We start from the raw sequence: 26,556 nt of genomic DNA, 5'->3' as shown, positions 1-26,556 counted from the left end.
GCTATTTAATAACTTTCCAGTTGTTATTGACTGTTGCTTCTATCTTTTTGTGCTTCAATATATAGTTAGCGATAAGTTCAGACATATCTGTTGGTATGTCTTTTATTACGGGCTTATTTTGAAACATAAAGAAGTTCCCTCCGCCGTTTGCACGATAATTATTCATAACGACGTCATATTCTTCATTCATATGAAGTGGAGCGCCTTTATACTGTAAGGATTCTACTCTCTCGCCAATTGGTTTGGAAATGTTTAATACGTACGAAATTCCTTCCCACATATCGTAATTATAGTGTTGCGGCTTTGGTTCTATGTAGGTAGGGTTTACGATGATAGTTCCATCTGCTTTTAATATGAAATAAGAAGCAGAGAGTTCAAGGGCATCTTTTATATCCGCTCCAGTTATTCTAATTACTTTTAATGTATTTGGATAAATATAATTAGAAACGATGTCACGCATTGTTACGCGATTCGGGAAACCTGGAGATGTATTATGGAATAAGCTTGTACAAGAAATGGAAACATTAGCTATATCCATCTGTATTTTATTTATGAATTCAATAAAAGGATGGTCTTGCAAACGAGTTTGCATAGCATCTGAAATTTGCATGTCCCCATAGATTACTCCAATAGGTTGATCGAGCCAATTTTGTGTTTTTTCTTCATAATCGGCAACCAAGGAAAGAATATCTTGGTCAGCCTCAATTCCTTGTACGGGCAATAATTGTGAGTAACTCTCTTTTTTTACCCATTTTTTTTCTGTTTTTTCGAATGTTACTGTTACTTTTCCAACGGAGTGTCCATTGCATCCAGTCTGTAAAATTGTTACACCATTCATTACGGTGTGAGCGATTTCCCGGTGTTGGTGGCCTGTTAGTAAAATGTCTATGCCTTCAATTTCATGGCACATTGCATATCCTTGGTTTTCACCTGTTAAAACTTCAGTCGGTACCCCAGTTTGTAAGTCGCGTTCAAATCCCCCATGGTAGGCTACGATCAATAAATCTGGTTTCTCGTGTTCGCGAATGTAAGAAACCCATCTTTTTGTTGTCTCTAATGCATCTTCAAATTGTAAATCTTGAATGTGATGGGGTTGTTCCCAATTGGGAATGTAATGTGTTGTCACCCCTAAAATAGCAATTTTTATATTTGATTCAATATGTTTTATTATATATGGTTTCCCGAAATAAGGTTCTTTTCTGTTTTTATCTAAAATATTTGCTGATAGATACGGGAAGTTTGCAGTAGAAATAGCATTATTTAATATGTCCATTCCATAATTAAATTCATGATTCCCAATAACTGCAGCATCATAACGTAAATAGTTCGCTAATAAAGACATTGGATTTTTCTTATCTTCTTCATATGTAGCGTAATGATAAGTAAAGGGTGTTCCTTGTATGAAGTCACCGTTATCAATTAAAAGAACGTTTCTATTTTGGGAACGTTCTTTTTTTATAAGAGTAGAAATTTTGGCTAAACCAATTTCAGCTTGGGAGTTATCTTGGTAGTGAATTGGATAAACAGTGCCATGTATATCACTTGTTAAAAAAATGTTTAAAGTTACAATTTGATTTGGATTCAATATCATTCACCTTTTCTATTGTTATCTACTAATTAAGCATATCAAATATATGAAGAGAATTTTAATGAGAATGTATAGAATGTGTAAAGATTCTGTAAATAATGAATTATCCGTAAAAATGTGTGATATATTTCTTCATGTTTACGGAAGACAATTTTATAACAACAAAAATGGAGGCATTAATATGTTGAAAAAAGTTTTTGCAATGAGTACGACAGTTGTACTAGCGGCGGGATTATTAAGTGGTTGTGGAACGAAAGAATCAAGTGCAAGTAAAACTGAAGATACGAAAAAAGGTTATGTACCGAAGACTTTAAATGTTCAATTTGTTCCTTCTCAAAATGCAGATACATTAGAGGCAAAGGCAAAACCATTGGAAAAGCTACTAAGTGATAAATTAAATATTCCGGTAAAAGTTAGTATTTCAACGAATTACAATACAATTGTAGAAGCGATGGCGTCTAAGCAAGTAGATGTAGGTTTTTTACCTCCAACAGCGTATGTGCTAGCGCATGAGAAAAAGGCTGCAAACGTAATTTTACAAGCACAACGTTTTGGAGTAGATGATGGAACAGGAGCCCCTACAAAGGATTTAGTAGACTTTTATAAATCTGAGTTTGTAGTTAAGAAAGATTCAAATATTAACAGTGTAAAAGATTTAAAAGGTAAAAAAATTGGTTATCAAGATGTAACATCATCAGCAGGGTATGTATGGCCTGCGGCTGTATTGTTAAAAGAGGGAATTGATCCGCTAAAGGATGTGAAACCTGTTACACTAAAAGGTCACGATCAGTCGCTTATTGCTCTTTTAAATGGTGATGTAGATGCAGCTGTTGTATTCCAAGATGCTCGTAATATTGTGAAAAAAGATTATCCGAATATATTCGATCAAACGAAAATAGTGAAATTTACGGAAAAAATTCCAAACGATACGATTTCGGTACGTTCTGATTTAGATGCAGAGTGGAGTAAGAAATTACAGGATGCTTTCATTGAAATAGGAAAGAATGAGGAAGGTCACAAAATCATTAAAGAAGTATATTCACATGAAGGATATGTTAAATCTGATGATAGTAAATTTGATATCGTTCGTGAATATGGAAAGAAAGTAAAAACGCAATAATACATATGGAAATGGCAGCTAACTGGAAGGTGTATGTTTCCAGTTAGTTTGCCGTTTTGAATACATAGAAGGTAGGTAAGATGTGTGATAGAATTTCGAAATGTTTCCAAAATGTATCCGAATGGTACAAAAGGATTGAATAATATAAACTTGAACATTCAAAAAGGTGAGTTTGTTGTAATGGTAGGGCTGTCCGGAGCTGGAAAATCTACACTTCTCAGATCGGTAAATCGCCTTCATGAGATTACAGAAGGCGAAATTATAATTGAAGGTGAGTCTATTACTGCTGCGAAAGGAAAAGGATTACGACGCATGCGCCGGGATATTGGCATGATTTTTCAAAGTTTTAACCTTGTAAAGCGATCCACGGTATTGAAGAATGTATTGGCTGGGCGTGTTGGATATCATTCGACACTGCGTACAACGTTAGGTCTATTTCCAAAAGAAGATTTGGAGCTTGCCTTTCAATCGTTAAAAAGGGTGAATATTTTAGAAAAAGCATATGCGCGAGCTGATGAATTATCAGGAGGACAACAGCAACGCGTATCGATTGCTAGAGCGTTGGCGCAAAAAGCAAAAATCATATTGGCAGATGAACCTGTTGCGTCGTTAGATCCGCTAACAACGAAGCAAGTATTAGATGATTTGAAAAAAATTAATGAAGATTTTGGGATTACAACAATTGTAAACTTACATTCTATTGATTTAGCTAGGCAATATGCGACACGCGTTATTGGATTACATGCAGGCGAAATTGTTTTTGATGGTTCTGTAGACGAGGCAACGGATGAAAAATTTGCTGAAATTTATGGAGACGTAGCGCAGAAAAGTGAATTATTAAAGGTGGCAGTTAAATGAATGATGTGACGATATATTCAAAATCGATACCGAAGCCGCCAAGTAAGTTGAAACATATGTTAACGGTTATTCTAGTTATTTTACTGTTGTGGGGAAGTAGTATACAGGTCGACGCATCATTTTCAAAACTAGTAGTTGGTTTTCCTAATATGATGGACTTATTAAAAGAGATGGTGCCGCCAGATTGGAGTTATTTTCAAGTTATTACAACAGCGATGTTAGATACAATACGTATGGCGATTATTGGAACGACTTTAGGAGCGATTTTAGCTATTCCACTGGCACTATTTGCGGCAAGTAATGTGTTTACTAGTGCATTTTTGTACGGTCCAGCTCGATTGGTTTTAAACTTTATCCGAACGATACCAGATTTATTATTAGCGGCAATTTTCGTAGCTATTTTTGGAATAGGACCACTTCCAGGTATTTTGGCTCTTACTTTTTTCTCAATTGGGCTCGTGGCAAAATTGTTGTATGAGTCAATGGAATCAATTGATCCAGGTCCATTAGAAGCGATGACGGCAGTAGGAGCAAATAAAGTGCAATGGATCGTGTATGGGGTAATTCCGCAAGTGAAAGCACATTTTGTCTCCTATGTTCTTTATACATTTGAGGTGAACGTACGTGCAGCAGCTGTTTTAGGTTTAGTAGGAGCAGGTGGTATTGGGTTATATTATGACCGTACACTTGGATTTTTACAATATCAACAAACTGCATCTATTATTATTTATACCCTTGTTGTTGTATTGTTAATTGATTATGTAAGTACATTGTTGCGGGAGAAATTATAATGAGTAAAACGACGATAATTGTACCAAAACCGAAGAAACCGAGTGTGTATCGCTGGTTTGTTTTTATAGCACTTGCATTTGTTTATGTATGGGCTTTTTCAGGAGTCCCGCTAGAGGGAATAAAGGATACGGCAGGAGAAATTACAAAAGCAATTATGACAGGTGTATTGAGTCCAGATTGGTCGTATGTATCTTTGCCAGATGGTGAAGATTTATTACATGGTTTAATTGATACGTTGGCAATTGCGATATTAGGTACATTTATTTCTGCCTTTTTATCTATTCCATTCGCTTTTTGGGCGGCAACGAATATGAGCAGTGGAAAATTAACGTCAGGAACTGGGAAATTTGTACTTAGTTTTGTTCGTACATTTCCTGAATTAGTTATGGCCATTTTATTTATAAAAGCTGTTGGACCAGGCTCTTTTGCCGGAGTTCTAGCTTTAGGGTTACACTCTATTGGAATGTTAGGGAAATTATATTCAGAAGGAATTGAAAATATAGATAAGGGACCGACGGAAGCATTAATAGCTACAGGCGCAAATCGGTTTCAAATACTTTGGTATGCAGTATTGCCACAAGTATTACCGGATTTTCTATCATATACGTTATACAGGTTCGAAATTAATGTACGATCCGCTGCCATTTTAGGTGTTATTGGAGCAGGTGGGATTGGGACACCGTTAATTTTTGCACTGAGTTCACGCAATTGGTCTCGTGTGGGTATTATTTTATTGGGTATCATTTTAATGGTAATTATCATTGACTTTATTTCAAGTTCGATACGGAAGAAAATTGTATAATTTATTTTAAGCACCTATAAAAGGTGCTTTTTTATATAATAAGAATAATAAATGTGAGCAATAGGGGGGATAATTTGGCTTTACAGCACGAGTTTGTATTTGTTTCAAATGAAAAAAAAGGGTTGGATTTTATAGGTATAGATTGGATTGAACTTTGTTTTCTATATAAAGAAGAGGCAACGATAGATGAGTGTGTCGTATTAAGTGATGAGCTAATCGTATATCTATTAGATTTTACCCATTGGATTCCGACCTATTATCCAGCGAAAAGAGCAGAAGGATTTGGAATTCACTATTATGGTATTACGAAAATAGAACAGCAAGGAGCAGTGATAGCAGAACAGTTATTTTGTTCGCTAGTTAACATGTTTTCTCTAGCGCCAGAAACAATCGAACTGACAGGTCAGTTTCGATGGGGAAATGATAATAATACTGATGGAGAATATGAAAGATACGTATTTGATCGAGATAAATTATGCCAAGATTTAAATTCTTTTATTCGTTTGCTTTGCAGAGTGGAAAATGGGGAAGGATATATTTTGCATTATGGAATTTGAAAATGATGAATAAATATACAGATAATTCCCTTTCTTTTTAAAATAAAAACAATGAAAAAGTATGTCATATTGAATACCCATACATTCCCGAAATCATTGATTTTTTTATGAAAAACCAAAAAAATATCAACATATTTGTCGATACATGTTGTATAATCTTGCGTGGGAAGCTATCATATAAATGTATAAAACGTTTACTAATATAAGCGAAGGGAAGAATAGCATGTCACATTCAATCGAACAACTTTCTATCAACACGATTCGCACATTATCCATCGATGCGATTGAAAAAGCAAACTCTGGTCACCCAGGAATGCCAATGGGTGCAGCACCAATGGCTTATACATTATGGACTCAATTTATGAAACACAATCCAAATAACCCAACGTGGTTTAACCGTGATCGTTTCGTATTATCTGCAGGTCATGGTTCAATGTTACTATACAGCCTACTTCACCTATCTGGTTATGATCTAACAATGGATGATTTAAAGAACTTCCGTCAATGGGGAAGCAAAACTCCAGGACATCCTGAGTACGGTCATACAGCAGGTGTAGACGCAACTACTGGTCCACTTGGACAAGGTATTGCAACTGCTGTAGGTATGGCAATGGCTGAAAGACATTTAGCGGCTAAATATAACCGTGATGCGTATAATGTAGTAGATCATCATACATACGCTATTTGTGGTGATGGAGATTTAATGGAAGGCGTTTCTGCTGAAGCATCTTCATTAGCTGCTCATTTACAATTAGGTCGTCTAGTTGTGCTTTACGATTCAAATGATATTTCATTAGATGGCGATTTAAATCGTTCATTCTCTGAAAGTGTAGAAGATCGTTACAAAGCATACGGATGGCAAGTAATCCGTGTTGAGGATGGAAACGATATTGAAGCTATCGCGAAAGCAATTGAAGAAGCGAAAGCTGACGAAAAACGCCCAACGCTAATTGAAGTAAGAACGACAATTGGTTTCGGTTCTCCAAACAAATCAGGAAAATCAGCTTCACATGGTTCTCCACTTGGTGTAGACGAAACAAAATTAACGAAAGAAGCATATGCTTGGACTGCTGAGCAAGACTTCCATGTAGCAGAAGAAGTATATGACAACTTCCGTAAAACAGTACAAGATGTTGGTGAAACTGCGCAAGCAGAGTGGAACACTATGCTAGGTGAATATGCACAAGCATATCCAGAATTAGCAAACGAACTGCAAACAGCAATGAATGGTCTTCTTCCAGAAGGTTGGGAGCAAAACTTACCAACTTATGAATTAGGATCAAAAGCAGCAACTCGTAATTCTTCAGGTGCTGTAATTAATGCAATTGCAGAGTCTGTACCATCATTCTTCGGTGGATCTGCTGACCTTGCTGGTTCTAACAAAACATACATGAATAACGAAAAAGACTTTACAAGAGATGATTACAGCGGTAAAAACATTTGGTACGGTGTACGTGAGTTTGCAATGGGTGCAGCAATGAACGGTATTGCACTACATGGCGGTTTAAAAACTTACGGTGGTACGTTCTTCGTATTCTCTGATTACTTACGTCCAGCAATTCGTCTTGCAGCATTAATGCAATTGCCAGTAACGTATGTATTCACACACGACAGTATCGCTGTTGGTGAAGACGGCCCAACACATGAACCAGTCGAGCAATTAGCAGCGCTTCGTGCAATGCCAAATGTATCTGTTATTCGTCCAGCTGATGGTAACGAATCTGTTGCAGCTTGGAGACTAGCTCTAGAATCTACAAACAAACCAACCGCTTTAGTATTAACTCGTCAAGACCTTCCAACATTAGAAGGTGCAAAAGACGATACGTATGAAAAAGTAGCAAAAGGTGCATATGTAGTTTCTGCAAGCAAGAAAGAAACGGCTGATGTAATCTTACTTGCAACTGGATCTGAAGTAAGTCTAGCTATTGAAGCACAAAAAGTTCTATCAGTAGACGGCGTTGACGCAGCTGTTGTCAGCATGCCATCTATGGATCGCTTTGAAGCTCAAACTGCTGAGTACAAAGAATCTGTATTACCAAAAGCAGTAACAAAACGTTTCGCAATCGAAATGGGTGCTACATTCGGATGGCACCGTTACGTAGGTCTTGAAGGAGATGTGTTAGGTATCGATACATTCGGTGCTTCTGCTCCTGGTGAGAAGATTATGGAAGAGTATGGATTTACTGTAGAGAACGTTGTTCGTAAAGTAAAAGAAATGCTTTAATGATTTTAGAAAAATCTCTCCGGCATGGAGAGGTTTTTCTATGTAAATGAGTTTTTTCGACAGAAAAAGTTTTTTATCTCTCCGCAGTCAGACAATCATTGCAAAATTTCTTCTATATAATTAAGAGAAAAGGTTGTCCAGATTGGGAGGCAAAAGATGAAAACGTATGAATTGTATTTAATTCAAGAGGATATTGCGAAAGCTTACTTTGGTCGTGAATATTTGTTTTTTGATTTATTTGCTCGATTTTCAGAATCTGGGTCCCTTTCAGAGAAAAAAGTGTTATATAAACAAATGATGTATATAACGAGACCATTACAAGTAATGAAAATTCATCATAAATTAGAACAAGCTTTACGGGTTCTTGGTAAATATGATCGAACACATCATACACATACACTTTATACAGGAGCGGAATACGGTGAAATAATGGTGAAACCACACTATATTCGCATGAATACCTCTGGAAACGTTTCTATGGAAACGACCTTCTTTGAGGTGTTAAGAAAGTGTGAATTAACATTTTTAGCTATGGATTATGAAAATACAAAGTACGGATGGCTGAATCCTCTAAAACAAGTACGAACATATGTGTAAAAAATGTCGAATTGTATCTTGTCTTATTGAAAAGGTTTTAGTACACTGTAAGGTAGACAACATGAAGGAGGAAAATATATGCCGATTTGGTTAGGTATTCTAGTGGGCGTAGTGGCACTAGTAGCAGGTGTGGCGTTAGGATTTTTCATTGCCCGCAAATACATGATGAACTACTTAGAAAAAAATCCACCAATTAATGAACAAATGTTAAAAATGATGATGATGCAAATGGGACAAAAACCTTCCCAAAAGAAAATCAATCAAATGATGAGCGCGATGAGCAAGCAACAAACAAAATAAGCGCTAAAGGGCACTCGATAAGAGTGCCCTTTCCTATTGGGTTTTTTGAAGTGTTTAAAACTTTTAAAAATTCAGTATTTTTGGTAAACTGAAAACATCGCTCATTTTAAGAGAGGAGGATAAAAATGAAGGTATTTATTAATTTAGCGTGGTTTTTTAAACAAGAAAAACGAGCGTACATAATCGGAATTATTATGTTATTTGGTGTCGCGCTTCTTGAACTTGTAGCTCCGAAAGTACTAGGTATTGTAGTAGATGAAATTAATAATGGAACATTAACATCTGAAAAATTGTTGAAGTGGGTTATTCTGTTAGTAGTTGTAGGGATTACTATGTACATATTACGTTATTTATGGCGTATTATGATTTTTGGATCTTCGTTAAAACTAGCCCGTCAATTACGAAAGAATCTATATGAACATTTTACAAAGATGAGCCCATCTTTCTATCAATCACGTCGTACGGGTGATTTGATGGCGCATGCGACTAATGATATTCAGGCGATTCAACAAACTGCTGGATCGGGCGTTTTAACACTTGTTGACTCATTAGCGGTTGGGGGATGTGTACTCGTAGCGATGGGTTTTACAATTAGTTGGAAGTTAACATTGTTAAGCTTAATTCCAATGCCGATTGTAGCGATTTCGACAAATTATTATGGAACGTTATTACATAAAAGGTTTCATAAAGCGCAGCAATCGTTTTCAGAAATCAATGATAAAGTGCAAGAGAGTATGAGTGGGATGAAGGTAATTCGATCACTTGGACAAGAGAAAGAAGATTTACAAGCATTTCGAAAAAAATCAGAAGATGTTGTACATAAAAATATGTTAGTCGCACGTATTGATTCGTTGTTTGATCCGACAATCTCTCTTATCGTTGGATTTTCTTTTTTAATTGCAGTGTGTTACGGGTCAGTATTAGTTGTGAGGGGTGAATTAACTGTAGGTGATCTCGTTACATTTACAACGTATTTAGGTACCCTCGTTTGGCCAATGTTAGCCTTTGGATGGTTGTTCAACATTATGGAGCGTGGGCGTGCTTCGTATGACCGTGTAGAAAAAATTCTCTCGCAAAAATCAGATGTAGTAAATAGAGAAGATGCTGTACATAAAGTAGCAAGCGGTGATGTTACATTTGCGGTCAATTCATTTTCATATAAGAAAAATGAACTGTTACAGCTAATAGATGTTCACTTTGATTTGAAGAAGGGTGAAACACTAGGAGTTGTTGGACGTACAGGAGCAGGGAAAACGACTTTATTAAAATGTTTAATCCGTGAGTATGATCATTTTAGTGGTGAATTAAAAGTTGGGGAGCGGGATATTCGCGATGTAACACTTTACGGTGTCCGTTCTGCCATTTCATACGTGCCGCAAGATCATTTTTTATTTTCAGCGAGTATTGGGGAGAATATTGCCTTCGGAAAGGCGGATGCTACATATAATGAAATAATTCGCGCTGCAGAGATTGCTTGTATTCATAATGACATCCTCCAATTTTCAGAAGGGTATGAAACGGTAGTAGGAGAAAGAGGCGTTTCGTTATCTGGAGGCCAAAAACAGAGAATCTCTATTGCACGTGCTTTATTAACGAATGCGGAAATTTTAATTTTAGATGATTGTTTATCAGCGGTAGATGCAAAAACAGAAGAAACGATTTTAAATGCATTAAAGAGGGAAAGAGCAGGAAAAACAACGATTATTACTGCTCATCGTTTAAGTGCAATTCAACATGCCAATCTTATACTTGTTGTGGATGAAGGCAGAATTGTGCAACGAGGTACACATGAACAATTAATGGAAGAAAACGGTTGGTATAAAGAAATGTACGAGAGCCAGCAGTTAGAAGCATTAGTCGAGAAAGGAGGCGTATGATGACAGGGAAGAAGCGGAGTGATTTAAGTAGATTACTTTCTTATATGAAGCCATATAAAAGGTTGCTATCTTTAGCATTTATCTTTTTAGTTGGTGCAACTGTAACTGAAATGATGGGTCCTTTTTTAATTAAACAATTTCTTGATGAACATTTAGTACCACGTAACTTTGATCAATCAGCACTTGTTACTCTATTTGTAGTGTATCTTATTGCTCACTTATTAAAAGTATTATTTACTTATTTAGACTTATTGTATTTTCAAAATATCGCTTTTAAAATTGTTCAAGATATGCGTGTTGAAGTATATGATCATGTTCAAAAGTTATCATTAAGTTTCTTTGATCGTACGCCGATTGGTACGCTTGTATCGCGCATAACGAATGATACGGAAGCAATTAAAGATTTTTATGTCAGTGTATTATCCACATTTGTCAAAAATGTAGTCTTTTTAATAGGTATTTTAGTAGCAATGTTTTTATTAAATGTAAAACTAGCTCTATTTTCTCTCGTATTAATTCCAATAATGTTTGCAATTATGGTGCTATATCGCCGGAAGAGTGCAGCCTTTTATTTAGAAGTACGTAATCAATTAAGCGTGTTAAATGCAAAGTTAAATGAGTCCATTCAAGGAATGAATATTGTCCAAGTGTTCAGACAAGAAAAGCGTATGAGAAAAGAGTTTGAAGAAGTGAATAATAAACATTATAGTGCAGGGCGGCGGACGTTAAAATTAGACGCGTTACTTTTACGTCCAGCAACTGATTTAGTTCATATTGTCGCTATTGCGTTAGTACTTGGTTTATTTGGAATTGATGCTTTGAAGAGTCCTGTTGAAGTAGGTGTCTTATATGCGTTTGTTAACTATATACATCGTTTCTTCCAGCCTGTAAATGAGATGATGATGAAATTATCATTTTTCCAACAGGCACTTGTTTCATCATCACGTGTATTTCATTTAATGGACGAGAAAGATTTAGCGCCAGTTCAAAAAGGAGATGGAAATCCTCAAGTCGTTAATGGAGAAATTGAATTTAAAAATGTTACTTTTTCGTATGATGGAAAACGTGATGTTTTAAAAAATGTATCTTTTCACGTGAAACAGGGGCAAACAGTGGCTTTCGTTGGGCACACTGGTAGCGGAAAAAGTACTATTATGAATTTGTTAATGCGATTTTATAATATTAAGTCCGGAAATATTGTAATAGATGGTGTAGATTTAGAGAGATTTGAAGAAAGAGAAATTAGAAAGAAAATAGGGCTCGTATTGCAAGATGCATTTTTATTTGCGGGAAATGTAAAACAAAATATTCGTATGTACAATGAAGAAATTACGGATGAAGAAGTAAAAGAAGCGGCACAATTTGTGCAAGCGAATACGTTTATTGAAAAATTACCAGAACAGTATGAAACGGAAGTAGTAGAAAGAGGAGCTGCATTTTCTAGTGGTCAACGACAATTAATTGCTTTTGCTAGAACGATAGCAACGAATCCGAAAGTATTAGTATTAGATGAAGCCACAGCTAATATTGATACAGAAACAGAAGATGCGATCCAAACAGCATTACAGCAAATGCGAAAAGGGAGAACGACTATAGCAATTGCACACAGATTATCTACAATTCAAGATGCAGATCAAATTTTTGTTATGCATGATGGAGAAATAGTAGAAAGAGGAACACATCAAGAATTACTGAGTGAGCAAGGGTTGTATTATAATATGTATTTACTACAAAATAAAGGGAATTTACAAAAGGCCTTGTAAAATTACAAGGTCTTTTGACTGCACGTGAAATTTTTACAAAAAATATACGAATAACATAGTATAATGTAGTAGAAATGTGTATGGAGAATAGTAGGAAACGAAATAAAGGAGAAAAGATATGGATTATGTGCTAATAGGTGTAATTTTATTATTATTAGCTGCAGTATTTGTGCTGTTCTATAAAAATAAACAGTTAGAATCAGAGAGCCAGCAAGTAGAATTTGAAAAGAAGCAAGCAATTGAAACGTATGAAACTGAAATTGCAGCTACGGTTACAGAGCATAAAGAACAACAAAATACATTGAAAAATATGGAACAGAAGAAATACAATGATTTACAAATAAGTGCAGCTAGAGAACTTGAAAATATGCGTATGATGAAAAATCAATTAGCTGTGCAACATAGTAAAGAACGCAGTGAAATGCAAGACAAACATAGTAACGAAATACATATGTTTCAAAAGTTAATTGCAAATTTGCGAGAGTATACGAAAAATGGAGCTGAAGTGAATACACACGAAGCATTACATTATATGAAGCGTGGATTCGTAGAACAAGGCATAATACTAGACAATGAATTTCATATTATGCCGAATGTTTTTATTAAAAATCAGCACGGAGGAAATGATTGTCGCATTCATCATCTTGTCTTAAGTAAAACGGGTATGTATCTACTTGAGACGAAAGAATGGACAGGGAAATTAATTCATGGATTAACGAAAGAAAATGCTAGTATATATTCATTTATGATTGATGAAATGGGCAAGTATCAACAAGAGGTAGAGAAAGAAGAGACATTTGAATGCATTACAGGTGAAGATTCATTAACGATACAAGTGAAAAATGAAGGGAATCCAGTATATAGAGCGAAGAAACTATCTCATATTCTATACAATTGTTTGAAAGAAATGCAAGTTGATATTGTAAAGGAAAACGTAAAACCGATTGTATATTTTTATAATGCGAGTGGGAAAGAAGTGCTAGATCTTTCTGAAGAAAAAACGCCGAGATTAAAAGATAGAGAGCAAATTGTAACGTTCTTCAGAAATGAGATTTTAACAGGCAAAGTAATATATACAGATCAAGAGTTAGAAAAACTTCGAGAAATCATTAGCCGGATGAATTATATAATGAATTAAGAAGGGGTGGGCTTTTTGAGTGCTATATTGAGGGGGATTATGTATGTTTATGTTTGTTTGTATATACTAATGTATCTTGCGTTTATTTTTGTAATTGATGCGGTTCATATGTCAGTAAGTGTAAAAAGTATGTTTGTAGTAGTCATGCCATTTGTTTTATTAGTCGTGATTCAAAAATTCGTCTTACGTACTTCTGTAAATCGTAATACAGAAAAGAAACAAATGCTAGGTGTAATAATAGTAGGTTGTATTCTATTGTTAGTGTGCACAGGACAATTAAGTATGAATACATACACTTCAAAGTTTAATCAAGATCGGTGGTTACATGCTGAAGAGAAACGGGTACATATGGTAGATGATCTATTACAAAAATATAAATTAATAGGGAAATCAAATGAAGAAATCACAAAATTATTAGGAGCATCTACTGGAACGAGCAATGGAAAAGACGGTGTTATCACTTCGTACTATCTTGGAACTGAACGTGGCTTTATTCCAATAGATAGTGAACAGCTTGTTTTACAATTTGATAGAGATGGTAGAGTTGTGGAATATAAGGTGCAAAGAGATTAAAGAAACGGAGAGAGAAGCTATATATTATAGCTTCTTTTTTATATTCCAATATAGTAAATGTAGGCAAATAGTAGTCATTCCTATCTATACGAATCGGAATGAGTCTGTTATATTGTAAATGGTTATGTAGTTTAATAGTTTACTAGATATCCTATATTTTGGTTGAGGAGGGGAAAATAACACGAATTTAATTATGGCGTGTTAAGTATTATGATGAAAAAAAGATTTTATAATGTTTTAGCTGCATCGATTGTATTTAGCTTGGTAACGATTCCAAATTATTCCTATGCTAATGAGTTGGAAAAAACTGTAGCGGTTTCACCTGATGAACAAGCTTTAAAAAGTATTGAAAACCATATGAAAGATGAAGATGGTCGAGGAGAAGATAAAGGAGTACAAAATGAAGTGCAAGGTGAATTTCTTGTACATATAGTGAAAGAAGTACCTTTATATGATTCTAGTAATTTTCAAAAAGAGACAGGGGTTCACCTTTCGAATCAAGTCGTAAAAGCTGAGAAGAGAAAAGGAAACGCTTACTATGTTCGGGCTTCATCTGGAACTGGATGGATACAAAATAGTGAGGGGAATGTAGAGGTTAAAGAAGTTCATACGTTATCAAGTGAAAAGTTAGTTATTAATGAAGAAATCTCTACATACTCTGAACCATTTACTTCATACAAAGAAGAAAATGTATTGGAACCACAAACCATTCAAGTAATGGGACAGGCGGGAGAATGGTTCCAAGTAAAAATAAATAATGAAATGAAATGGATTTATTCACCTTCAGCAAAATTTGAAGGAACAAAGGCTTCGCTTATTCAAGAGGCAACACCAGCACGTACAAAACGTGCAGCAGTTATGTATGCTGCACCAATAGAAGAGAAAACAACGGATATTTATGGTGTAACTTTAAAAGAAATGATTGTACCGAAAGGAAATGAAAATATCCGTCCTGGTTATGCGATGAAGCCGAAGTATATTACGATTCATGAGACAGATAATTACAGTGTTGGGGCAAATGCTAAAAACCATGCAATATATTTATATAACCAAGCAACGGGAACGGAAGATCGTTCAGCGTCATGGCACTTTACGGTAGACGATAAAGAGATTTATCAACATCTTCCATTAAACGAAAATGCTTGGCATGCAGGAGATGGAGCAGAAGGAACTGGAAATCGAGAATCCATTGCGATTGAAATTGCTGTAAACGAAGATGGTGATTATAATAAAGCTGTTGAAAATGCTCGTAAATTAACAGCTTATTTAATGGGAGAATTACATATTCCTTTAGAAAATGTGAAGAAACATCAATTCTGGAGTGGAAAGAATTGTCCGGCTATTATGATTAAAAATAATGCGTGGGAACCATTCTTACAAGGAACAAAGGTTTATTATGATGCGAACCATAAAGATGATATAACAGGTGGTTGGTACGAAGCAGACATTCGTGAATTAGATAAACGAGGCATTATGATTGGGGATGGGAAAGGTTCTTATTGGCCAGAGCGTCTTGTCACACGTGGCGAATTTGCGAATTTAATTTCAAGATCATTACAGTTACCTGAAGGATCATCGAATTTTAATGATTTAAATACAGCACATTCATCGCTAATAGATGGTATTAATCGTGCAGCAAGTGCTGGGATAATAAGTGGTAGAGGAAATGGGACATTTGCTCCAAATGATACGATTAAACGAGATGAAGCCGTTATCATGATTGACCGTGCACTGCAATATAAAAAAATTAAAGGTAACTTAGTTCCGTTACCATTCTCGGATCAAGATTTAGCATATGATAAACAAGCTGTACAACGTGTTTATGGATTAGGTATTGTAAAAGGAAATGAAAATAATGAATTTATGCCGAAAGGTTCTGCAACGCGTGGAGAATCGGCAGCATTTATTAATAGAATGTTAAAAGTAATAGAAAGTAAATAATGAAAAAGCATTCGCGATTGCGAGTGCTTTTTTATTTTTCAATATGTTACGGAAGGGAGGGGAGGATATTGAGTGGAATAAGGAATGAAAGCGGAGGTGATGCATATATATAGATGCGTTGGGTTGTTTTTATCGCGTATGAACGGCAGCCCGATTATGATCAGTGTGGAGTGGACTAAACCGCTACTGATTAAACTTTTACTTTATCATATTGTATAAATGAAAAGGAGGTAAGACGGTGAAAGCTATACCGACTGATGTCCTGAGTAAAGAATTGATGGAAAGAGAAGGCGTTATATCTATTACAGTAAAAGAATTTGAAAAGATAGAAGTAGCTGGAGTAGTAGTCGCTGGCCCTGCGGTTATTTTGATTAATCAAGATTAAGTACATAGTATCCATTTAGAAAAGCATCCGTTTAGGATGCTTTTTATTTGTGTGAAAGAGAGTGTTTAGTAGATAATGGGGGTACTGGAGGGAGAGTATGTGGCAATTATTACAACGATGTTAGTAATGGGGATTTTATTGGGGTTTGTTGGAGCGGGTGGAGCAGGTTTTATTATCGCAATACTTACTTTAATATTTCATATTCCTATCCATGTTGCGCTTGCGACATCTTTAACAGCTATGGCTTTTACGACGTTATCTGGGGTTATAAGTCATTATCGTGAAGGAAATGTTGTATTTACTATAGGCGGGATTGTTGGTGGATGTGGAGCACTTGGTTCTTATATTGGTTCAAAGCTTGGTTCACTTATCCCCCCGCATTTTCTTCATTGGTTTACAGCTGGGATGTTATTTTTATCTGCAATTTTTATGTTTATTAAATTAATTAAGTTTCAAAATAGGGAAGAATTACTTTTAGCAGAAATTAAAGATTTTTCGAAAGAAAATATAATGAAATGTATATGTCTTGGATTAGTCACTGGAATGATGGCTGGTTCATTCGGGATTGGTTCTGCACCATTTATTCAACTTGGATTAATGGTTCTATTAGGTTTAACAATCCAGCAATCTGTAGGAACAACAATGCTTGTTATATTGCCGATTGCGATTGGAGGTGGGATAGGATATAGTTCAGAAGGGTATCTAGATTATATATTGTTATTGCAAGTATTAATTGGGACGATGTTAGGAGCGTATATCGGAGCGAAGTTTACAAATTATGCACCACGTATGCTTTTGGAGTTTTCAATGATTATGACACCAGTTGTAGCTGGATGTATGTTATTGATGGAATAAAAATAATATAGCAAACTAATATGTTTTACGAATGAATTATGTAAGTAATTCATATTTCCCATATAAAAGGATTTGCTTTAATATAATGAGTGTAAAGTTCGAGTATTCGAAGTACTACTTGAATTATATCCCTATCCCTTTTCTAAAAATGCGAACAAGTTTTGCCCTATTCTATTCAATAATTAATTGCATAGAAATATATTGTTCGATGACCATTATGGAACGTACATAATGGGGAAATCCCGATCCTTAAAGAGGATGCCCCTAATCTTCATGTGAAAATATGATCGGATAAGAAAGCTGACCAATTTATGGTTAGCTTTCTTTTTGTTCAAAAACTATTTCTTCTTTAATTTCTGTTTGCAATAATAAAGCTTTTCCGAAACGACGTTTACATTCCGCACGCACTTTTTCAATGGCTAGTAGCTGAGTAGTGGCGGGAACTGTTACGATAGCTTGGCGTGGTTTTCGATTTTCTTCACAAAAGACACATTCCACAACATATTTAGAAATCATATTTTCATCCTTCCGTTTTTAATTTCTAAGAAGGGATTGTCTATGAAGTTGATGTAAGTTTTCGTCATCGTTTTCCTTTTTTCCTCTTTTTTCAAGGGGAAAATAAAGAAGAAGACGAATAGTAGTAGGGGAGGGATGTATATGGAAAGATGGATAGGTTGTGCAGCAGTATGTGTAAATGAAAGAAATGAAGTTTTAATGGTGTTGCAAGGAAAAGAGGGAGAAGAAAAAAGGTGGTCTGTTCCAAGTGGAGGGCTTGAAAAGGGAGAGACATTAGAAGAATGTTGTATTCGAGAAGTTTGGGAAGAAACAGGTTACAATGTGGAAGTTGTAAATAAAATATACGAAAAAGAAGGTATTACATACGGAGTTCCTGTATACGTTCATTATTATGTCGTTAAAAAAATAGGCGGTAGTATGAAGATTCAAGATCCTGATGAGTTAATACATGAAATTGCTTGGAAAAGGATAGATGAAGTGAAGGAATTAATGCTATCTTTCCCGGAGGATTATGAGATTTTAAATAAATATATAATAAAAAAAGCAAGTGTTTAAACACTTGCTTTTTAATGTATCCATGATAAGAAAAGTGGAACGATAACTAAACTAGCTCCTGCTGTTAAAAGCATAGATAAACTTGCAATAGTTCCTTCTACAGGGCCGATTTCGAATGCTTTTGATGTACCGGTTCCATTTGCGCTCGTGCCTAACATAATGCCTTTTGCGAGCGCTGTTTTAATACGGCATATACGTATGAGAGAAGGTCCAAGTAATGCTCCTGTTAACGCAGTTAAAACAACAAATACAGCCGTTAATTCTGACATACCACCGATCATTTCTGAAATGGCCATTGCAATTGGTGTCGTTACAATATGAGGTGCTAAACTATGTTCTAGCGATGAATCAATTTGAAAATAATTTGCTAGTAGGGCTGAAGTAATAACTGATAAAAACGAGCCGACAATGACATTAAGTAAGATAGCTATTCCGTGTTTCTTGAGTAAATCAAAGTATTTATAGATTGGCCATGCAAAAGCGACTGTTGCAGGCTTTAATAATTCTGTTAACCATTGACCACCTGTTTCATATGTTTCATAAGGTGTGTCTAGTCCGAGTAATAAAGCAATTAAAATAATAGGGCAGACGAGAAGAGGAGAAAGTAAGCTCCAGTTCCAGCGTTGATACATTTTCTTCGATATCCAATATGTGAATAGTGTTAATAGTAAACAAAGAAAGCCGATCATTGTGTTGATCCTTTCCGCTTTAGTAGCAATTCTGTTAGGAGTCCTGTAGCGAGAGTGACACAAAGTGTACTAATCATAATAATTAAAATGAGATCGATTCCATATTGTGATAGTGTATCTTTGTAGCGTATGACAGCGACTGCAGAAGGAATGAAAAATAAAATAAGTTCTTTTAATAAAAAGTCTGCTCCGTCCTGTATCCACTCTTTTTTCACTAGGTTAAATTTTAATGAAATTAACAATAAAAAAATACCGATTATACTTCCTGGAACTGGGAGGTGTGCCTGTTTTGCAATCCATTCACCTGTCCAAGCGAAACAAAATAATAATAAAATTTGTCCGCTTAATTTCCACCATTTCATACAGTACCCACCTCTTTCTTTTTTTACATAAAAATTGTAAAAAAGAATTAACAATTTCTACTATACGTTCATTCGAAAAATTTGTCTAATATATAAATTATATGTTATTAATATATTAGATGTATTAATTGAAAGTGAAAAGGGTGTCCAAAATGGAATTACGGCATTTGCAATATTTTGTTGTAGTGGCAGAGGAGTTACACTTTGGACGAGCAGCTGCTCGTTTACAAATGACACAACCACCGCTAAGTCAACAAATTCAGCAATTAGAAAAAGAAATGGGAGTTATGTTATTTTCAAGAACGAAGAGAAAAGTTGAATTAACAGAAGCTGGAGAAATGTTTTTAAAAGAAGTAAAAAAAGCGTTCGAACAAATTGATAAAGCAGTAGAAGTTGCACAAAGTGCCCAAAGGGGAGAAGTGGGCTCACTTTCAATTGGTTTTGTAGGTGCGGCGATATATGATATTTTACCATCTATCGTAAGGGAGTATAGAAAGAAATTTCCGAGAGTGTCTGTTGCATTACATGAACTGTCAACACCGGATCAGGTGCATGCACTTCACGATAACCGTATTGATATTGGCTTTTTGCGTCCGCCAATTCCAACGCAATTACTAGAGTTAGAACCAATTCAAAAGCTTTCTTGTACGCTATGTTTACCGAAGGCACATCCACTTGCTGAAAAGGATGAAATACATATTGAAGATTTAAGAGACGAACCGTTCGTATTTATTACGAGACCGGTCTGGCCAGCGTTATACGATACAATTTTATCACTTTGCCGCGACGTAGGGTTTAGTCCACACATTGTACAAGAAGCAACGGAATATCAAACAGTTATGGGACTTGTAGCAGCAGGAATCGGAATTACGGTCATACCTGTATCGGCAAATAAATTGTATAAAACAGAAGTCGTATATAAAGAGTTATGTGATTCTAATTTTGTTGCAGAAATGTCAGTAGCTTATAAAAAAATGAATAGCAATCCAGAGCTTTTAGAGTTTTTAAAAATTGCAAGAGAGAAGAAAAGAATAGAAGTTGAGGATGAGATTAATTAAGTTATTCAAAAGTACACCTCATTAAACACTAAAGCGGAAATGCAATAGTATTGCATTTCCGCTTTAGTGTTCTTTTTTTAGCTCTATACTAAAGAGATAAACATGTTCGTTTTCTTTCAAGAGTATATCAATACCTGAATCTTCATCAATTGTAGGGACGCTTACAGTTTCTTTACTTGTTTGGATGACCGCTGCTAAAATTGTTTTTTGATTGTATTTTAAGTTTTTAGTAGATTGGATTGTAGTAGTTGCAGAACTATTTATGCCTAGGAGAGCGTCTTGAGGGACAAGCGTTGAACCACCGTCAATATTAATATACCATTGACCTTTTTCTTGTACATCTTTATCGAAATGGAAATATGGTGCTATGAAAGAAAGTCTTATTTTCTTTTCTAAAAAATGTGATGAAGCTATGTTGGTAATTTCTTTCACTTTTTTACCATTTTGATAATATTCAATTGTAGCATGCAACTCATCATTATTATTTTTGAGTGCAACATTATAAAACATTCTATTTCCTGCTCCTATAGGAGTCATTTGTAGAATTTCAGATTGCTCTTTTGTTAACTTATATGGTTTAACAGAGGCTACTTCATTATCATTCAGTGGGCTACAACTTGTGAAAAATAATAAAAACAAGATTGATAGTAATTTTATACGCATGCAATCCTCTCTTTTTTACAATTATATTCTGAATATTCTTTTTTTCATTTTATTTTCTAGGACTAAAGACTTAGAACAAATTCAGATTGTAGTGCGATGTTTAAAATGTCATATTTTTATACACTAGTAGTATAGAATGAGTATGGTATGAAGTGAGGTAGGGGAAGAACATATGTCTTTATGTCAGTTAGTGAGAAAAAATATAAGAACATTTGCTGCCAAAAGGATGAAGCAATTCATGTGGGTTGCTATGAGTACTATGATTTTATTTTTTATGATATCGCTCCAATTTAATGAAGTAATTGTTGGGGAATTAGGGACTACACTTTTATTTCAAATGTGTTTTTACACGCTGTTTCTTATATTCATTTTTATATGTATTTTTACTACATATAAAATAATGTTTTCTCTTCTGCAAGTGAGGAAAGAGGAAATTAAATCTTATGTAGTAGAGAATAGGAACGTACTATGTTTATTATGTCAGGAGCAATTATTCATTTATGGCGCAGCGTTTGTTTTTGGATTAGTGAATGGGATGTTATTTTTGAAATTATTTACGATTATCTTTATGAAAATAGCAGGAATACAAGGGATAAATAGCGCACCGATTACAATATATGCAATAGTAGTTATTAGTATAATTATGATCGTTATCGTCCTATTATCGATGATGCAATGTTTTCGATTTGTTCAAAGTTTACAAGATGAAAATTCATTTTAATTCAAGGGAAAGGCATGAGAAATCATGCCTTTTCCTATTTTACACATAAAAATAATCATGTTACAGTGTAAAGACCTGACAAAGAATGGGAAGGAAAGGTTGTATAGTATGACAAATGAACAATCAATTGTAAAGGTTGAGCGGTTAACGAAGCGAATCGGTTCAAAGACACTTGTAGAAAATATTAGTTTCGAAGTTAAAAAGGGTGAAGTAGTTGGTTTGCTCGGACCAAATGGTGCTGGAAAAACGACTTTAATGAGAATGATGGTCGGCATGATTCGTATGACAGAGGGAGAAGTTTGGATTGACGGCCAATCTGTAAAACAGCAATTTGAAAGTACGGCTTCGAAAATTGGAGCAGTAATTGAGGCACCGGAATTTTATCCATTTTTGAGCGGCTATGAAAATTTAACATATTTTGGACGGATGAATGGCAATGTGACAGAAAAACGTATCGATGAAGTAGTGAAATTGTTAGGAATGGGACAAGTAATTGACCGTAAAGTAAAAGCATATTCACTCGGCATGAGACAACGTTTAGGAATTGCTCAAGCGCTTATTCACGATCCAGATGTATTGATATTAGATGAACCAACGAATGGATTAGACCCTAGTGGAATACATGAAATGAGAATGTACATAAAGAAAATTGCACATGAACAAGGAAAAGCGGTACTTGTATCTAGTCACTTACTTTCAGAAGTTGAATTAATGTGTGACAGAGTTATCATTATTCAGCACGGAGAATATGTGGCGACGCAAAATATTCAGCATAATCAAAGCGAAGAGATGGAGACAATCCGTATACGTGTAGATGATGCGAATAAAGCAGCAGAAATGTTAGACCAAGATGTTTTAATAAAAGGTAATGAACTACTTATTACTGTAAAAGATGAAGAAATCCCAAATGTTATTCGTACATTGCTTGAGAAAAATATTCAAGTGTATCGTGTATATGAAGAAAGAAAAACGTTAGAAGAGCAATTTTTAGAATTAACAGGGGGAAAAGATATTGTTTAATTTAGTGTATAACGAACTGTATAAAATATTTAAGCGAAAGCGAACGATTATTCCCTTTGCAGTTATTGCAGTATTAATAATTGGATTAGGATGGGTTACGGTAAAGTATTTAGAACCGGAAACAAAAGGATGGAAAGCCGATTATACAGAACGAACTGTAGAAATTGAGAAAAAGCTAGGCATGAAAAAAGAAGCTATTTTAGCGGAACGATCTGGGGACGAGCTTGTAAAGGAATATCAGCTTAAGATGAAGCATTTAGATACAGATACAGCACCGGCAAGCAGTTCTCCGCTTTCTTTCATGAGAGATACAGGTTTTATCGTATTTCCAATATTGCTCCCATTTATCCTCGTGTATGCAAGTACAATTTTTGCGAATGAATATAGCTGGGGAACATATAAATTTTTAACGATACGACCAGCGAGTCGATTTAAAATTTTGACAGCTAAATTTTTAGCAATTGTGATATTTGCAGCGTTATTGTTTATATTTAATATGATTTTCTCCACTTTATGTGGACTTGTTATTTATAAATTCCAACAGCCTGCATGGAGCGAGCTTATTTTCCAAGATGGAAATATTATAAAACAAAATATTTTTGTGGAAGCTAGTAAGTATTATATTTTATCGTGGTTGCCGACCATTGTGTACGCAGCGTTTGCATTTATGATTTCTGTATTAACAAGATCTAGTGGAGGCGCGATTGGTATTTCACTATTTCTTGCTTTATCAGGAAATATTGCATTATTAGCAGCAACTAGATATGATTGGGCGAAATATTTATTGCCAGCAAACACAGATTTATACAGTATTTCAAAGAATGGAAGTTTTATTGATGGAGTAACATTCCCATTTGCTTCATGTATGTTATTACTATATTTATTTGTATTTTTAAGCATTTCCTATACAGTATTTTTAAAACGCGATTTAACTTAAAAAAAGGAGCCGTTAAGTATTTCTTAACGGCTCTTTTTTATGCAAATTGTTTAAGTGCTTTTTCAGCTAACAAAGCGAAGTATTCTGCACTTATAGGTAATGCTTGCTCATCTATTGTAAAAGCTGGATGATGCCATTCATGTGTACCACTCGTTCCCATAAAAACGAATGAACCAGGTATTTCTTGTTGATAAAAAGAAAAATCTTCTCCGGCCATCGACGGGGTAGGAGAGATAATATTTAAATTCATTTTTTCAGCAACTTGAGAGGATAAGTTTGTTAAAGATGTATCGTTCTGAACAGCAGGAGGACCTGCATAAAAACGAAATTCTGTTTTTACACCTAATGCATCAGAAACCCCTTGAATAATACGTTTCATGAGAGCTGGAATCTTTTCACGTGTTTCAGTTTGGAATGTACGTACAGTTCCTTCCAGCGTTGCTTTTTCAGGAATTACGTTCCACGTATTTCCTGAATGGATGTTTGTGACACTGACGACGGCATTATGTGAAGAGCTTATATTTCGGCTTACAATTGTTTGGAGTGCCATCACGATTTGAGAGGACGCGACAATAGGGTCTACCCCAGCATCTGGTACAGCTGCATGTGTACCAACTCCGTGAATTTCAATTTCAAATCGATCGACCCCGGCCATCAGTGGACCATCTTTAATACCGATTGTACCTACTGGTAAATCAGGTTTATTATGCATACCGAAAATAGCTTGCACGCCATGTAAATGCCCGGCTTCAATTACTTTGCAAGCACCATTGCTACTTTCTTCAGCTGGTTGGAATATAAAGCGTACAGTTCCGCTAAGAGAAGATTCTTTTTCTTTTAATAAATAAGCGGCACCTATAATAGCAGCTGTATGAAAATCATGCCCACAAGCATGCATTTTACCGGGAATTTTTGAAGCGTACGGTAAATTTGTTTCTTCTTGAATAGGAAGGGCATCAATATCAGCACGGATTGCTATAATTGGTCCGCTATTATTCCCTGAAATTTCAGCAATAACGCCTGTTTCTAAACTAGAATTTATAATCGTAATGTTTTTCTCTTCTAACCAATTTTTTATAGTCTTCGTCGTTTCAAATTCTTCGTATGATAATTCTGGATGCTCATGTAAATTTCGACGAATAGAAATTAGCATCTCAGTTAATTGCTCTAGATTTGCTGCCACGTATAATGCCTTCTTTCTTAAATAAAGTATTTACATTAAGTATACAATAAGAAAAGAGAGGATTCTCAAATGAAAATCCTCTCTCGTTTTATGCTGCCAATTTTTTGTGTGTATGATGTTTACGATAACGTCCACGCATTGCATAGGCAATTTGCGGGATTGCAATACCGATTAAAATAAGTGATACACCGATCCATTGTGAAGATAGCACCGCTTCTTTTAAAACGAATACAGACATAATTGTTGTAACTGGTAGTTCTGCTGCACCAAGAATAGTCGCTAAGCCAGAACCGATCTTTGGAATACCGATTGTAAAGGCGATAGAAGGAATAACGATACTAAATGTTCCTAATCCTAAACCGTATTTCCAAAGTCCTTCAGAAATTGCACCGCTAAAAATAAATGTTGGCGGGAATACGATCATTACTAAAGTTAAAGCGCCAGTCATTAAGAGAACACCGCGCGGTAATGAAGGTACTTCAACAGCAACTTTTCCGCTCACGAAAATGTATGTTGCGAATGTAACAGCAGATAATAAACCTAGTATGATTCCAGTCATATCGAAATCACCTGCTGATTTCTCTAGTAAACCACTTGATAAAAATGTACCTGCAAGTAAGAAAATAACGGAAATAACCTTTTCTCTTGAAGGTAATGTTTTTGTTACGACTGCTTCAATAATAATTCCGACCCAAACGAATTGGAATAAAAGTATAATTGCAATAGATGCTGGTACAGTTTTTAATGAAGCATAATAAAAAATTCCAGTAAAACTTGCAGATGTACCTGCAACGAATAAAATTAACGCTTGTTTTAATGGAACACGATGTCTAGAAAATAGAAGAGTAATAGCAAGCAAAATAATCCAACCGAACAAATATTGGCTGCCAATTACCTCTCCAAGTGAAAATCCGTCTGCATAGGCAAGTTTAACGAAAATAGCTAAAATCCCATAACTACACGCTCCTAATAAAACTAAAAGAGAATAACGAAGCATGAAAAATTCCTCCCATCTATATGAAATTGTTCCTAACGGACATATATAACTAGAGGGAAGTATACAAAATTAAAAATGAAGGGTCAAATAAAAGAAAAGTATGACATTTTATAGAATAATAATAAAAGTATGATATTTATGCATAATCTTGAAATTAGTAATAATAAAAGTATTGTAAAATCAGCTTCGTATTGTATAAAGACAGCATTTGAAAAAAATATTTTTTAGGGAGATAGAAGGGTAGTCCATTATAGTGTGCTAATCATTTGAGAAACTATGTTACCTTTGTTATGTTAATAACAATTAGAGAAGTTTCGTAGTCCAATTGAGATTGTTCTATATAATAGAAGGAAATGAAAACGTTTTATTAGAAACTGTTTGTAAGGGGAGTTTTTCTTATTATCACGTTGTTAAAGTGAGTTCACGAATTGTTCATAGTATTTTTATGTGTTTTTGCTACAATATGTAAGGAGAGGAGTGGAATC

General features: G+C 35.0%; 28 protein-coding genes. 21 read left to right on the top strand and 7 right to left on the bottom strand.

The genetic code is table 11. The annotated features are described in order from the left end of the window. Position 1 precedes the first annotated feature (1 nt). Positions 2-1,585: a bifunctional metallophosphatase/5'-nucleotidase gene (locus DN393_RS11805; protein ID WP_149173522.1), complete on the bottom strand. Its 1,584-nt coding sequence runs from the start codon at positions 1,583-1,585 to the stop codon at positions 2-4. A 184-nt stretch (positions 1,586-1,769) separates the two neighbouring features. On the opposite strand from DN393_RS11805, the gene DN393_RS11800 reads away from it, so the two are divergent. The 15 genes from DN393_RS11800 to DN393_RS11730 all read left to right on the top strand — a co-directional run bounded on the left by DN393_RS11800 (position 1,770) and on the right by DN393_RS11730 (position 17,370). After that, complete coding sequence (locus DN393_RS11800; RefSeq protein ID WP_064477029.1) at positions 1,770-2,708, top strand: phosphate/phosphite/phosphonate ABC transporter substrate-binding protein; 939 nt, start codon at positions 1,770-1,772, stop codon at positions 2,706-2,708. Between the two features lie 84 nt (positions 2,709-2,792). Beyond that, a complete protein-coding gene (phnC, locus tag DN393_RS11795) occupies positions 2,793-3,566 on the top strand; it encodes a phosphonate ABC transporter ATP-binding protein (protein WP_149173521.1) in 774 nt (257 codons plus the stop codon). After that, on the top strand, positions 3,563-4,357 hold the full coding sequence (gene phnE / locus DN393_RS11790) for a phosphonate ABC transporter, permease protein PhnE (protein WP_064477027.1): 795 nt from the start codon (positions 3,563-3,565) through the stop codon (positions 4,355-4,357). Before phnC ends, phnE (DN393_RS11790) begins: the two co-directional genes overlap by 4 nt. Beyond that, complete coding sequence (phnE, locus tag DN393_RS11785; protein WP_064477026.1) at positions 4,357-5,160, top strand: phosphonate ABC transporter, permease protein PhnE; 804 nt, start codon at positions 4,357-4,359, stop codon at positions 5,158-5,160. Before phnE (DN393_RS11790) ends, phnE (DN393_RS11785) begins: the two co-directional genes overlap by 1 nt. Positions 5,161-5,234: 74 nt before the next feature. Beyond that, positions 5,235-5,717, top strand: a complete 483-nt coding sequence (locus DN393_RS11780) for a coproporphyrinogen III oxidase (protein ID WP_088047011.1) — start codon at positions 5,235-5,237, stop codon at positions 5,715-5,717. 223 nt (positions 5,718-5,940) lie between these two features. Beyond that, positions 5,941-7,941, top strand: coding sequence for a transketolase (gene tkt / locus DN393_RS11775; protein WP_064477024.1), 2,001 nt, complete (start codon positions 5,941-5,943; stop codon positions 7,939-7,941). 156 nt (positions 7,942-8,097) lie between these two features. Beyond that, complete coding sequence (gene sirA / locus DN393_RS11770; RefSeq protein ID WP_048562540.1) at positions 8,098-8,538, top strand: sporulation inhibitor of replication protein SirA; 441 nt, start codon at positions 8,098-8,100, stop codon at positions 8,536-8,538. Positions 8,539-8,616: 78 nt separating this feature from the next. Beyond that, complete coding sequence (locus DN393_RS11765; protein ID WP_001123316.1) at positions 8,617-8,838, top strand: YneF family protein; 222 nt, start codon at positions 8,617-8,619, stop codon at positions 8,836-8,838. A 125-nt stretch (positions 8,839-8,963) separates the two neighbouring features. After that, complete coding sequence (locus DN393_RS11760) at positions 8,964-10,715, top strand: ABC transporter ATP-binding protein (RefSeq protein WP_064477023.1); 1,752 nt, start codon at positions 8,964-8,966, stop codon at positions 10,713-10,715. Continuing rightward, positions 10,715-12,478, top strand: coding sequence for an ABC transporter ATP-binding protein (locus DN393_RS11755; protein WP_064477022.1), 1,764 nt, complete (start codon positions 10,715-10,717; stop codon positions 12,476-12,478). Before DN393_RS11760 ends, DN393_RS11755 begins: the two co-directional genes overlap by 1 nt. Before the next feature lie 118 nt (positions 12,479-12,596). Beyond that, entirely contained in the window at positions 12,597-13,616 is a 1,020-nt protein-coding gene (locus tag DN393_RS11750; RefSeq protein WP_088047013.1) for a nuclease-related domain-containing protein, read from the top strand. A 6-nt stretch (positions 13,617-13,622) separates the two neighbouring features. After that, the gene (locus DN393_RS11745; RefSeq protein ID WP_088047014.1) at positions 13,623-14,189 is read left to right on the top strand and encodes a hypothetical protein; all 567 of its coding nucleotides are present in this window, start codon (positions 13,623-13,625) and stop codon (positions 14,187-14,189) included. 213 nt (positions 14,190-14,402) lie between these two features. Continuing rightward, the gene (locus tag DN393_RS11740; RefSeq protein WP_088047071.1) at positions 14,403-16,130 is read left to right on the top strand and encodes an S-layer homology domain-containing protein; all 1,728 of its coding nucleotides are present in this window, start codon (positions 14,403-14,405) and stop codon (positions 16,128-16,130) included. A 238-nt stretch (positions 16,131-16,368) separates the two neighbouring features. Continuing rightward, positions 16,369-16,515, top strand: coding sequence for a BC1881 family protein (locus tag DN393_RS11735; protein WP_000644411.1), 147 nt, complete (start codon positions 16,369-16,371; stop codon positions 16,513-16,515). 99 nt (positions 16,516-16,614) lie between these two features. Continuing rightward, positions 16,615-17,370: a sulfite exporter TauE/SafE family protein gene (locus DN393_RS11730; RefSeq protein WP_149173520.1), complete on the top strand. Its 756-nt coding sequence runs from the start codon at positions 16,615-16,617 to the stop codon at positions 17,368-17,370. A 315-nt stretch (positions 17,371-17,685) separates the two neighbouring features. On the opposite strand, the gene DN393_RS11725 is transcribed toward DN393_RS11730, so the two are convergent. Continuing rightward, complete coding sequence (locus tag DN393_RS11725; RefSeq protein WP_000624205.1) at positions 17,686-17,886, bottom strand: DUF3903 domain-containing protein; 201 nt, start codon at positions 17,884-17,886, stop codon at positions 17,686-17,688. A 141-nt stretch (positions 17,887-18,027) separates the two neighbouring features. On the opposite strand from DN393_RS11725, the gene DN393_RS11720 reads away from it, so the two are divergent. After that, a complete protein-coding gene (locus tag DN393_RS11720) occupies positions 18,028-18,441 on the top strand; it encodes an NUDIX hydrolase (protein ID WP_088047016.1) in 414 nt (137 codons plus the stop codon). A gap of 11 nt (positions 18,442-18,452) precedes the next feature. Here the strand turns inward: DN393_RS11720 and DN393_RS11715 are convergent, their stop codons facing one another. Together DN393_RS11715 and DN393_RS11710 are read right to left on the bottom strand one after the other, a co-directional pair. Continuing rightward, positions 18,453-19,130: an LrgB family protein gene (locus DN393_RS11715; protein WP_048565873.1), complete on the bottom strand. Its 678-nt coding sequence runs from the start codon at positions 19,128-19,130 to the stop codon at positions 18,453-18,455. Further along, positions 19,127-19,492 carry a CidA/LrgA family holin-like protein gene (locus DN393_RS11710; RefSeq protein WP_000872362.1) on the bottom strand — a complete coding sequence of 122 codons (366 nt, stop codon included), beginning with the start codon at positions 19,490-19,492 and terminating at the stop codon, positions 19,127-19,129. The genes DN393_RS11715 and DN393_RS11710 overlap by 4 nt, the downstream gene beginning before the upstream one ends. Positions 19,493-19,644: 152 nt before the next feature. On the opposite strand from DN393_RS11710, the gene alsR reads away from it, so the two are divergent. Next, positions 19,645-20,550 (top strand): acetoin biosynthesis transcriptional regulator AlsR, encoded by a 906-nt coding sequence (alsR, locus tag DN393_RS11705; protein ID WP_098103267.1) that lies wholly within the window; start codon positions 19,645-19,647, stop codon positions 20,548-20,550. A gap of 63 nt (positions 20,551-20,613) precedes the next feature. Here the strand turns inward: alsR and DN393_RS31505 are convergent, their stop codons facing one another. Then, positions 20,614-21,213, bottom strand: coding sequence for a hypothetical protein (locus DN393_RS31505; protein WP_064477016.1), 600 nt, complete (start codon positions 21,211-21,213; stop codon positions 20,614-20,616). A 172-nt stretch (positions 21,214-21,385) separates the two neighbouring features. Between DN393_RS31505 and DN393_RS11695 the strand changes: the two genes are divergently transcribed. The 3 genes from DN393_RS11695 to DN393_RS11685 all read left to right on the top strand — a co-directional run bounded on the left by DN393_RS11695 (position 21,386) and on the right by DN393_RS11685 (position 23,891). Further along, a complete protein-coding gene (locus tag DN393_RS11695) occupies positions 21,386-21,934 on the top strand; it encodes an ABC transporter permease (RefSeq protein ID WP_103655064.1) in 549 nt (182 codons plus the stop codon). A 108-nt stretch (positions 21,935-22,042) separates the two neighbouring features. Beyond that, the gene (locus DN393_RS11690; RefSeq protein ID WP_142315368.1) at positions 22,043-22,954 is read left to right on the top strand and encodes an ABC transporter ATP-binding protein; all 912 of its coding nucleotides are present in this window, start codon (positions 22,043-22,045) and stop codon (positions 22,952-22,954) included. Continuing rightward, positions 22,947-23,891: an ABC transporter permease gene (locus tag DN393_RS11685; protein WP_000482782.1), complete on the top strand. Its 945-nt coding sequence runs from the start codon at positions 22,947-22,949 to the stop codon at positions 23,889-23,891. The genes DN393_RS11690 and DN393_RS11685 overlap by 8 nt, the downstream gene beginning before the upstream one ends. Before the next feature lie 37 nt (positions 23,892-23,928). On the opposite strand, the gene DN393_RS11680 is transcribed toward DN393_RS11685, so the two are convergent. Further along, complete coding sequence (locus tag DN393_RS11680) at positions 23,929-25,074, bottom strand: M20 peptidase aminoacylase family protein (protein ID WP_088047021.1); 1,146 nt, start codon at positions 25,072-25,074, stop codon at positions 23,929-23,931. Positions 25,075-25,162: 88 nt separating this feature from the next. Then, positions 25,163-26,071 carry an EamA family transporter gene (locus tag DN393_RS11675; protein ID WP_000947017.1) on the bottom strand — a complete coding sequence of 303 codons (909 nt, stop codon included), beginning with the start codon at positions 26,069-26,071 and terminating at the stop codon, positions 25,163-25,165. 325 nt (positions 26,072-26,396) lie between these two features. Between DN393_RS11675 and DN393_RS32400 the strand changes: the two genes are divergently transcribed. Beyond that, a complete protein-coding gene (locus DN393_RS32400; RefSeq protein ID WP_087944407.1) occupies positions 26,397-26,540 on the top strand; it encodes a peptidase T in 144 nt (47 codons plus the stop codon). Positions 26,541-26,556: the final 16 nt, after the last annotated feature.

The sequence above is a fragment of the Bacillus sp. BPN334 genome, from assembly GCF_008368885.1.
GTDB classification, from domain to species: domain Bacteria; phylum Bacillota; class Bacilli; order Bacillales; family Bacillaceae_G; genus Bacillus_A; species Bacillus_A wiedmannii.
The sequence above is the reverse complement of the archived record's forward strand: the minus strand, read 5'-3'. Positions and strand labels throughout refer to the sequence as shown.

What these genes read in the sequence shown, in the direction of transcription:
- DN393_RS11800 (WP_064477029.1), top strand. Translation starts at nt 1,770, where the DNA reads ATGTTGAAAAAAGTTTTTGCAATGAGTACGACAGTTGTACTAGCGGCG.
- phnE (WP_064477027.1), top strand. Translation starts at nt 3,563, where the DNA reads ATGAATGATGTGACGATATATTCAAAATCGATACCGAAGCCGCCAAGT.
- phnE (WP_064477026.1), top strand. Translation starts at nt 4,357, where the DNA reads ATGAGTAAAACGACGATAATTGTACCAAAACCGAAGAAACCGAGTGTG.
- tkt (WP_064477024.1), top strand. Translation starts at nt 5,941, where the DNA reads ATGTCACATTCAATCGAACAACTTTCTATCAACACGATTCGCACATTA.
- sirA (WP_048562540.1), top strand. Translation starts at nt 8,098, where the DNA reads ATGAAAACGTATGAATTGTATTTAATTCAAGAGGATATTGCGAAAGCT.
- DN393_RS11765 (WP_001123316.1), top strand. Translation starts at nt 8,617, where the DNA reads ATGCCGATTTGGTTAGGTATTCTAGTGGGCGTAGTGGCACTAGTAGCA.
- DN393_RS11760 (WP_064477023.1), top strand. Translation starts at nt 8,964, where the DNA reads ATGAAGGTATTTATTAATTTAGCGTGGTTTTTTAAACAAGAAAAACGA.
- DN393_RS11755 (WP_064477022.1), top strand. Translation starts at nt 10,715, where the DNA reads ATGACAGGGAAGAAGCGGAGTGATTTAAGTAGATTACTTTCTTATATG.
- DN393_RS11750 (WP_088047013.1), top strand. Translation starts at nt 12,597, where the DNA reads ATGGATTATGTGCTAATAGGTGTAATTTTATTATTATTAGCTGCAGTA.
- DN393_RS11740 (WP_088047071.1), top strand. Translation starts at nt 14,403, where the DNA reads ATGAAAAAAAGATTTTATAATGTTTTAGCTGCATCGATTGTATTTAGC.
- DN393_RS11725 (WP_000624205.1), bottom strand. Translation starts at nt 17,886, where the DNA reads ATGATTTCTAAATATGTTGTGGAATGTGTCTTTTGTGAAGAAAATCGA.
- DN393_RS11720 (WP_088047016.1), top strand. Translation starts at nt 18,028, where the DNA reads ATGGAAAGATGGATAGGTTGTGCAGCAGTATGTGTAAATGAAAGAAAT.
- DN393_RS11715 (WP_048565873.1), bottom strand. Translation starts at nt 19,130, where the DNA reads ATGATCGGCTTTCTTTGTTTACTATTAACACTATTCACATATTGGATA.
- DN393_RS11710 (WP_000872362.1), bottom strand. Translation starts at nt 19,492, where the DNA reads ATGAAATGGTGGAAATTAAGCGGACAAATTTTATTATTATTTTGTTTC.
- alsR (WP_098103267.1), top strand. Translation starts at nt 19,645, where the DNA reads ATGGAATTACGGCATTTGCAATATTTTGTTGTAGTGGCAGAGGAGTTA.
- DN393_RS31505 (WP_064477016.1), bottom strand. Translation starts at nt 21,213, where the DNA reads ATGCGTATAAAATTACTATCAATCTTGTTTTTATTATTTTTCACAAGT.
- DN393_RS11695 (WP_103655064.1), top strand. Translation starts at nt 21,386, where the DNA reads ATGTCTTTATGTCAGTTAGTGAGAAAAAATATAAGAACATTTGCTGCC.
- DN393_RS11690 (WP_142315368.1), top strand. Translation starts at nt 22,043, where the DNA reads ATGACAAATGAACAATCAATTGTAAAGGTTGAGCGGTTAACGAAGCGA.
- DN393_RS11675 (WP_000947017.1), bottom strand. Translation starts at nt 26,071, where the DNA reads ATGCTTCGTTATTCTCTTTTAGTTTTATTAGGAGCGTGTAGTTATGGG.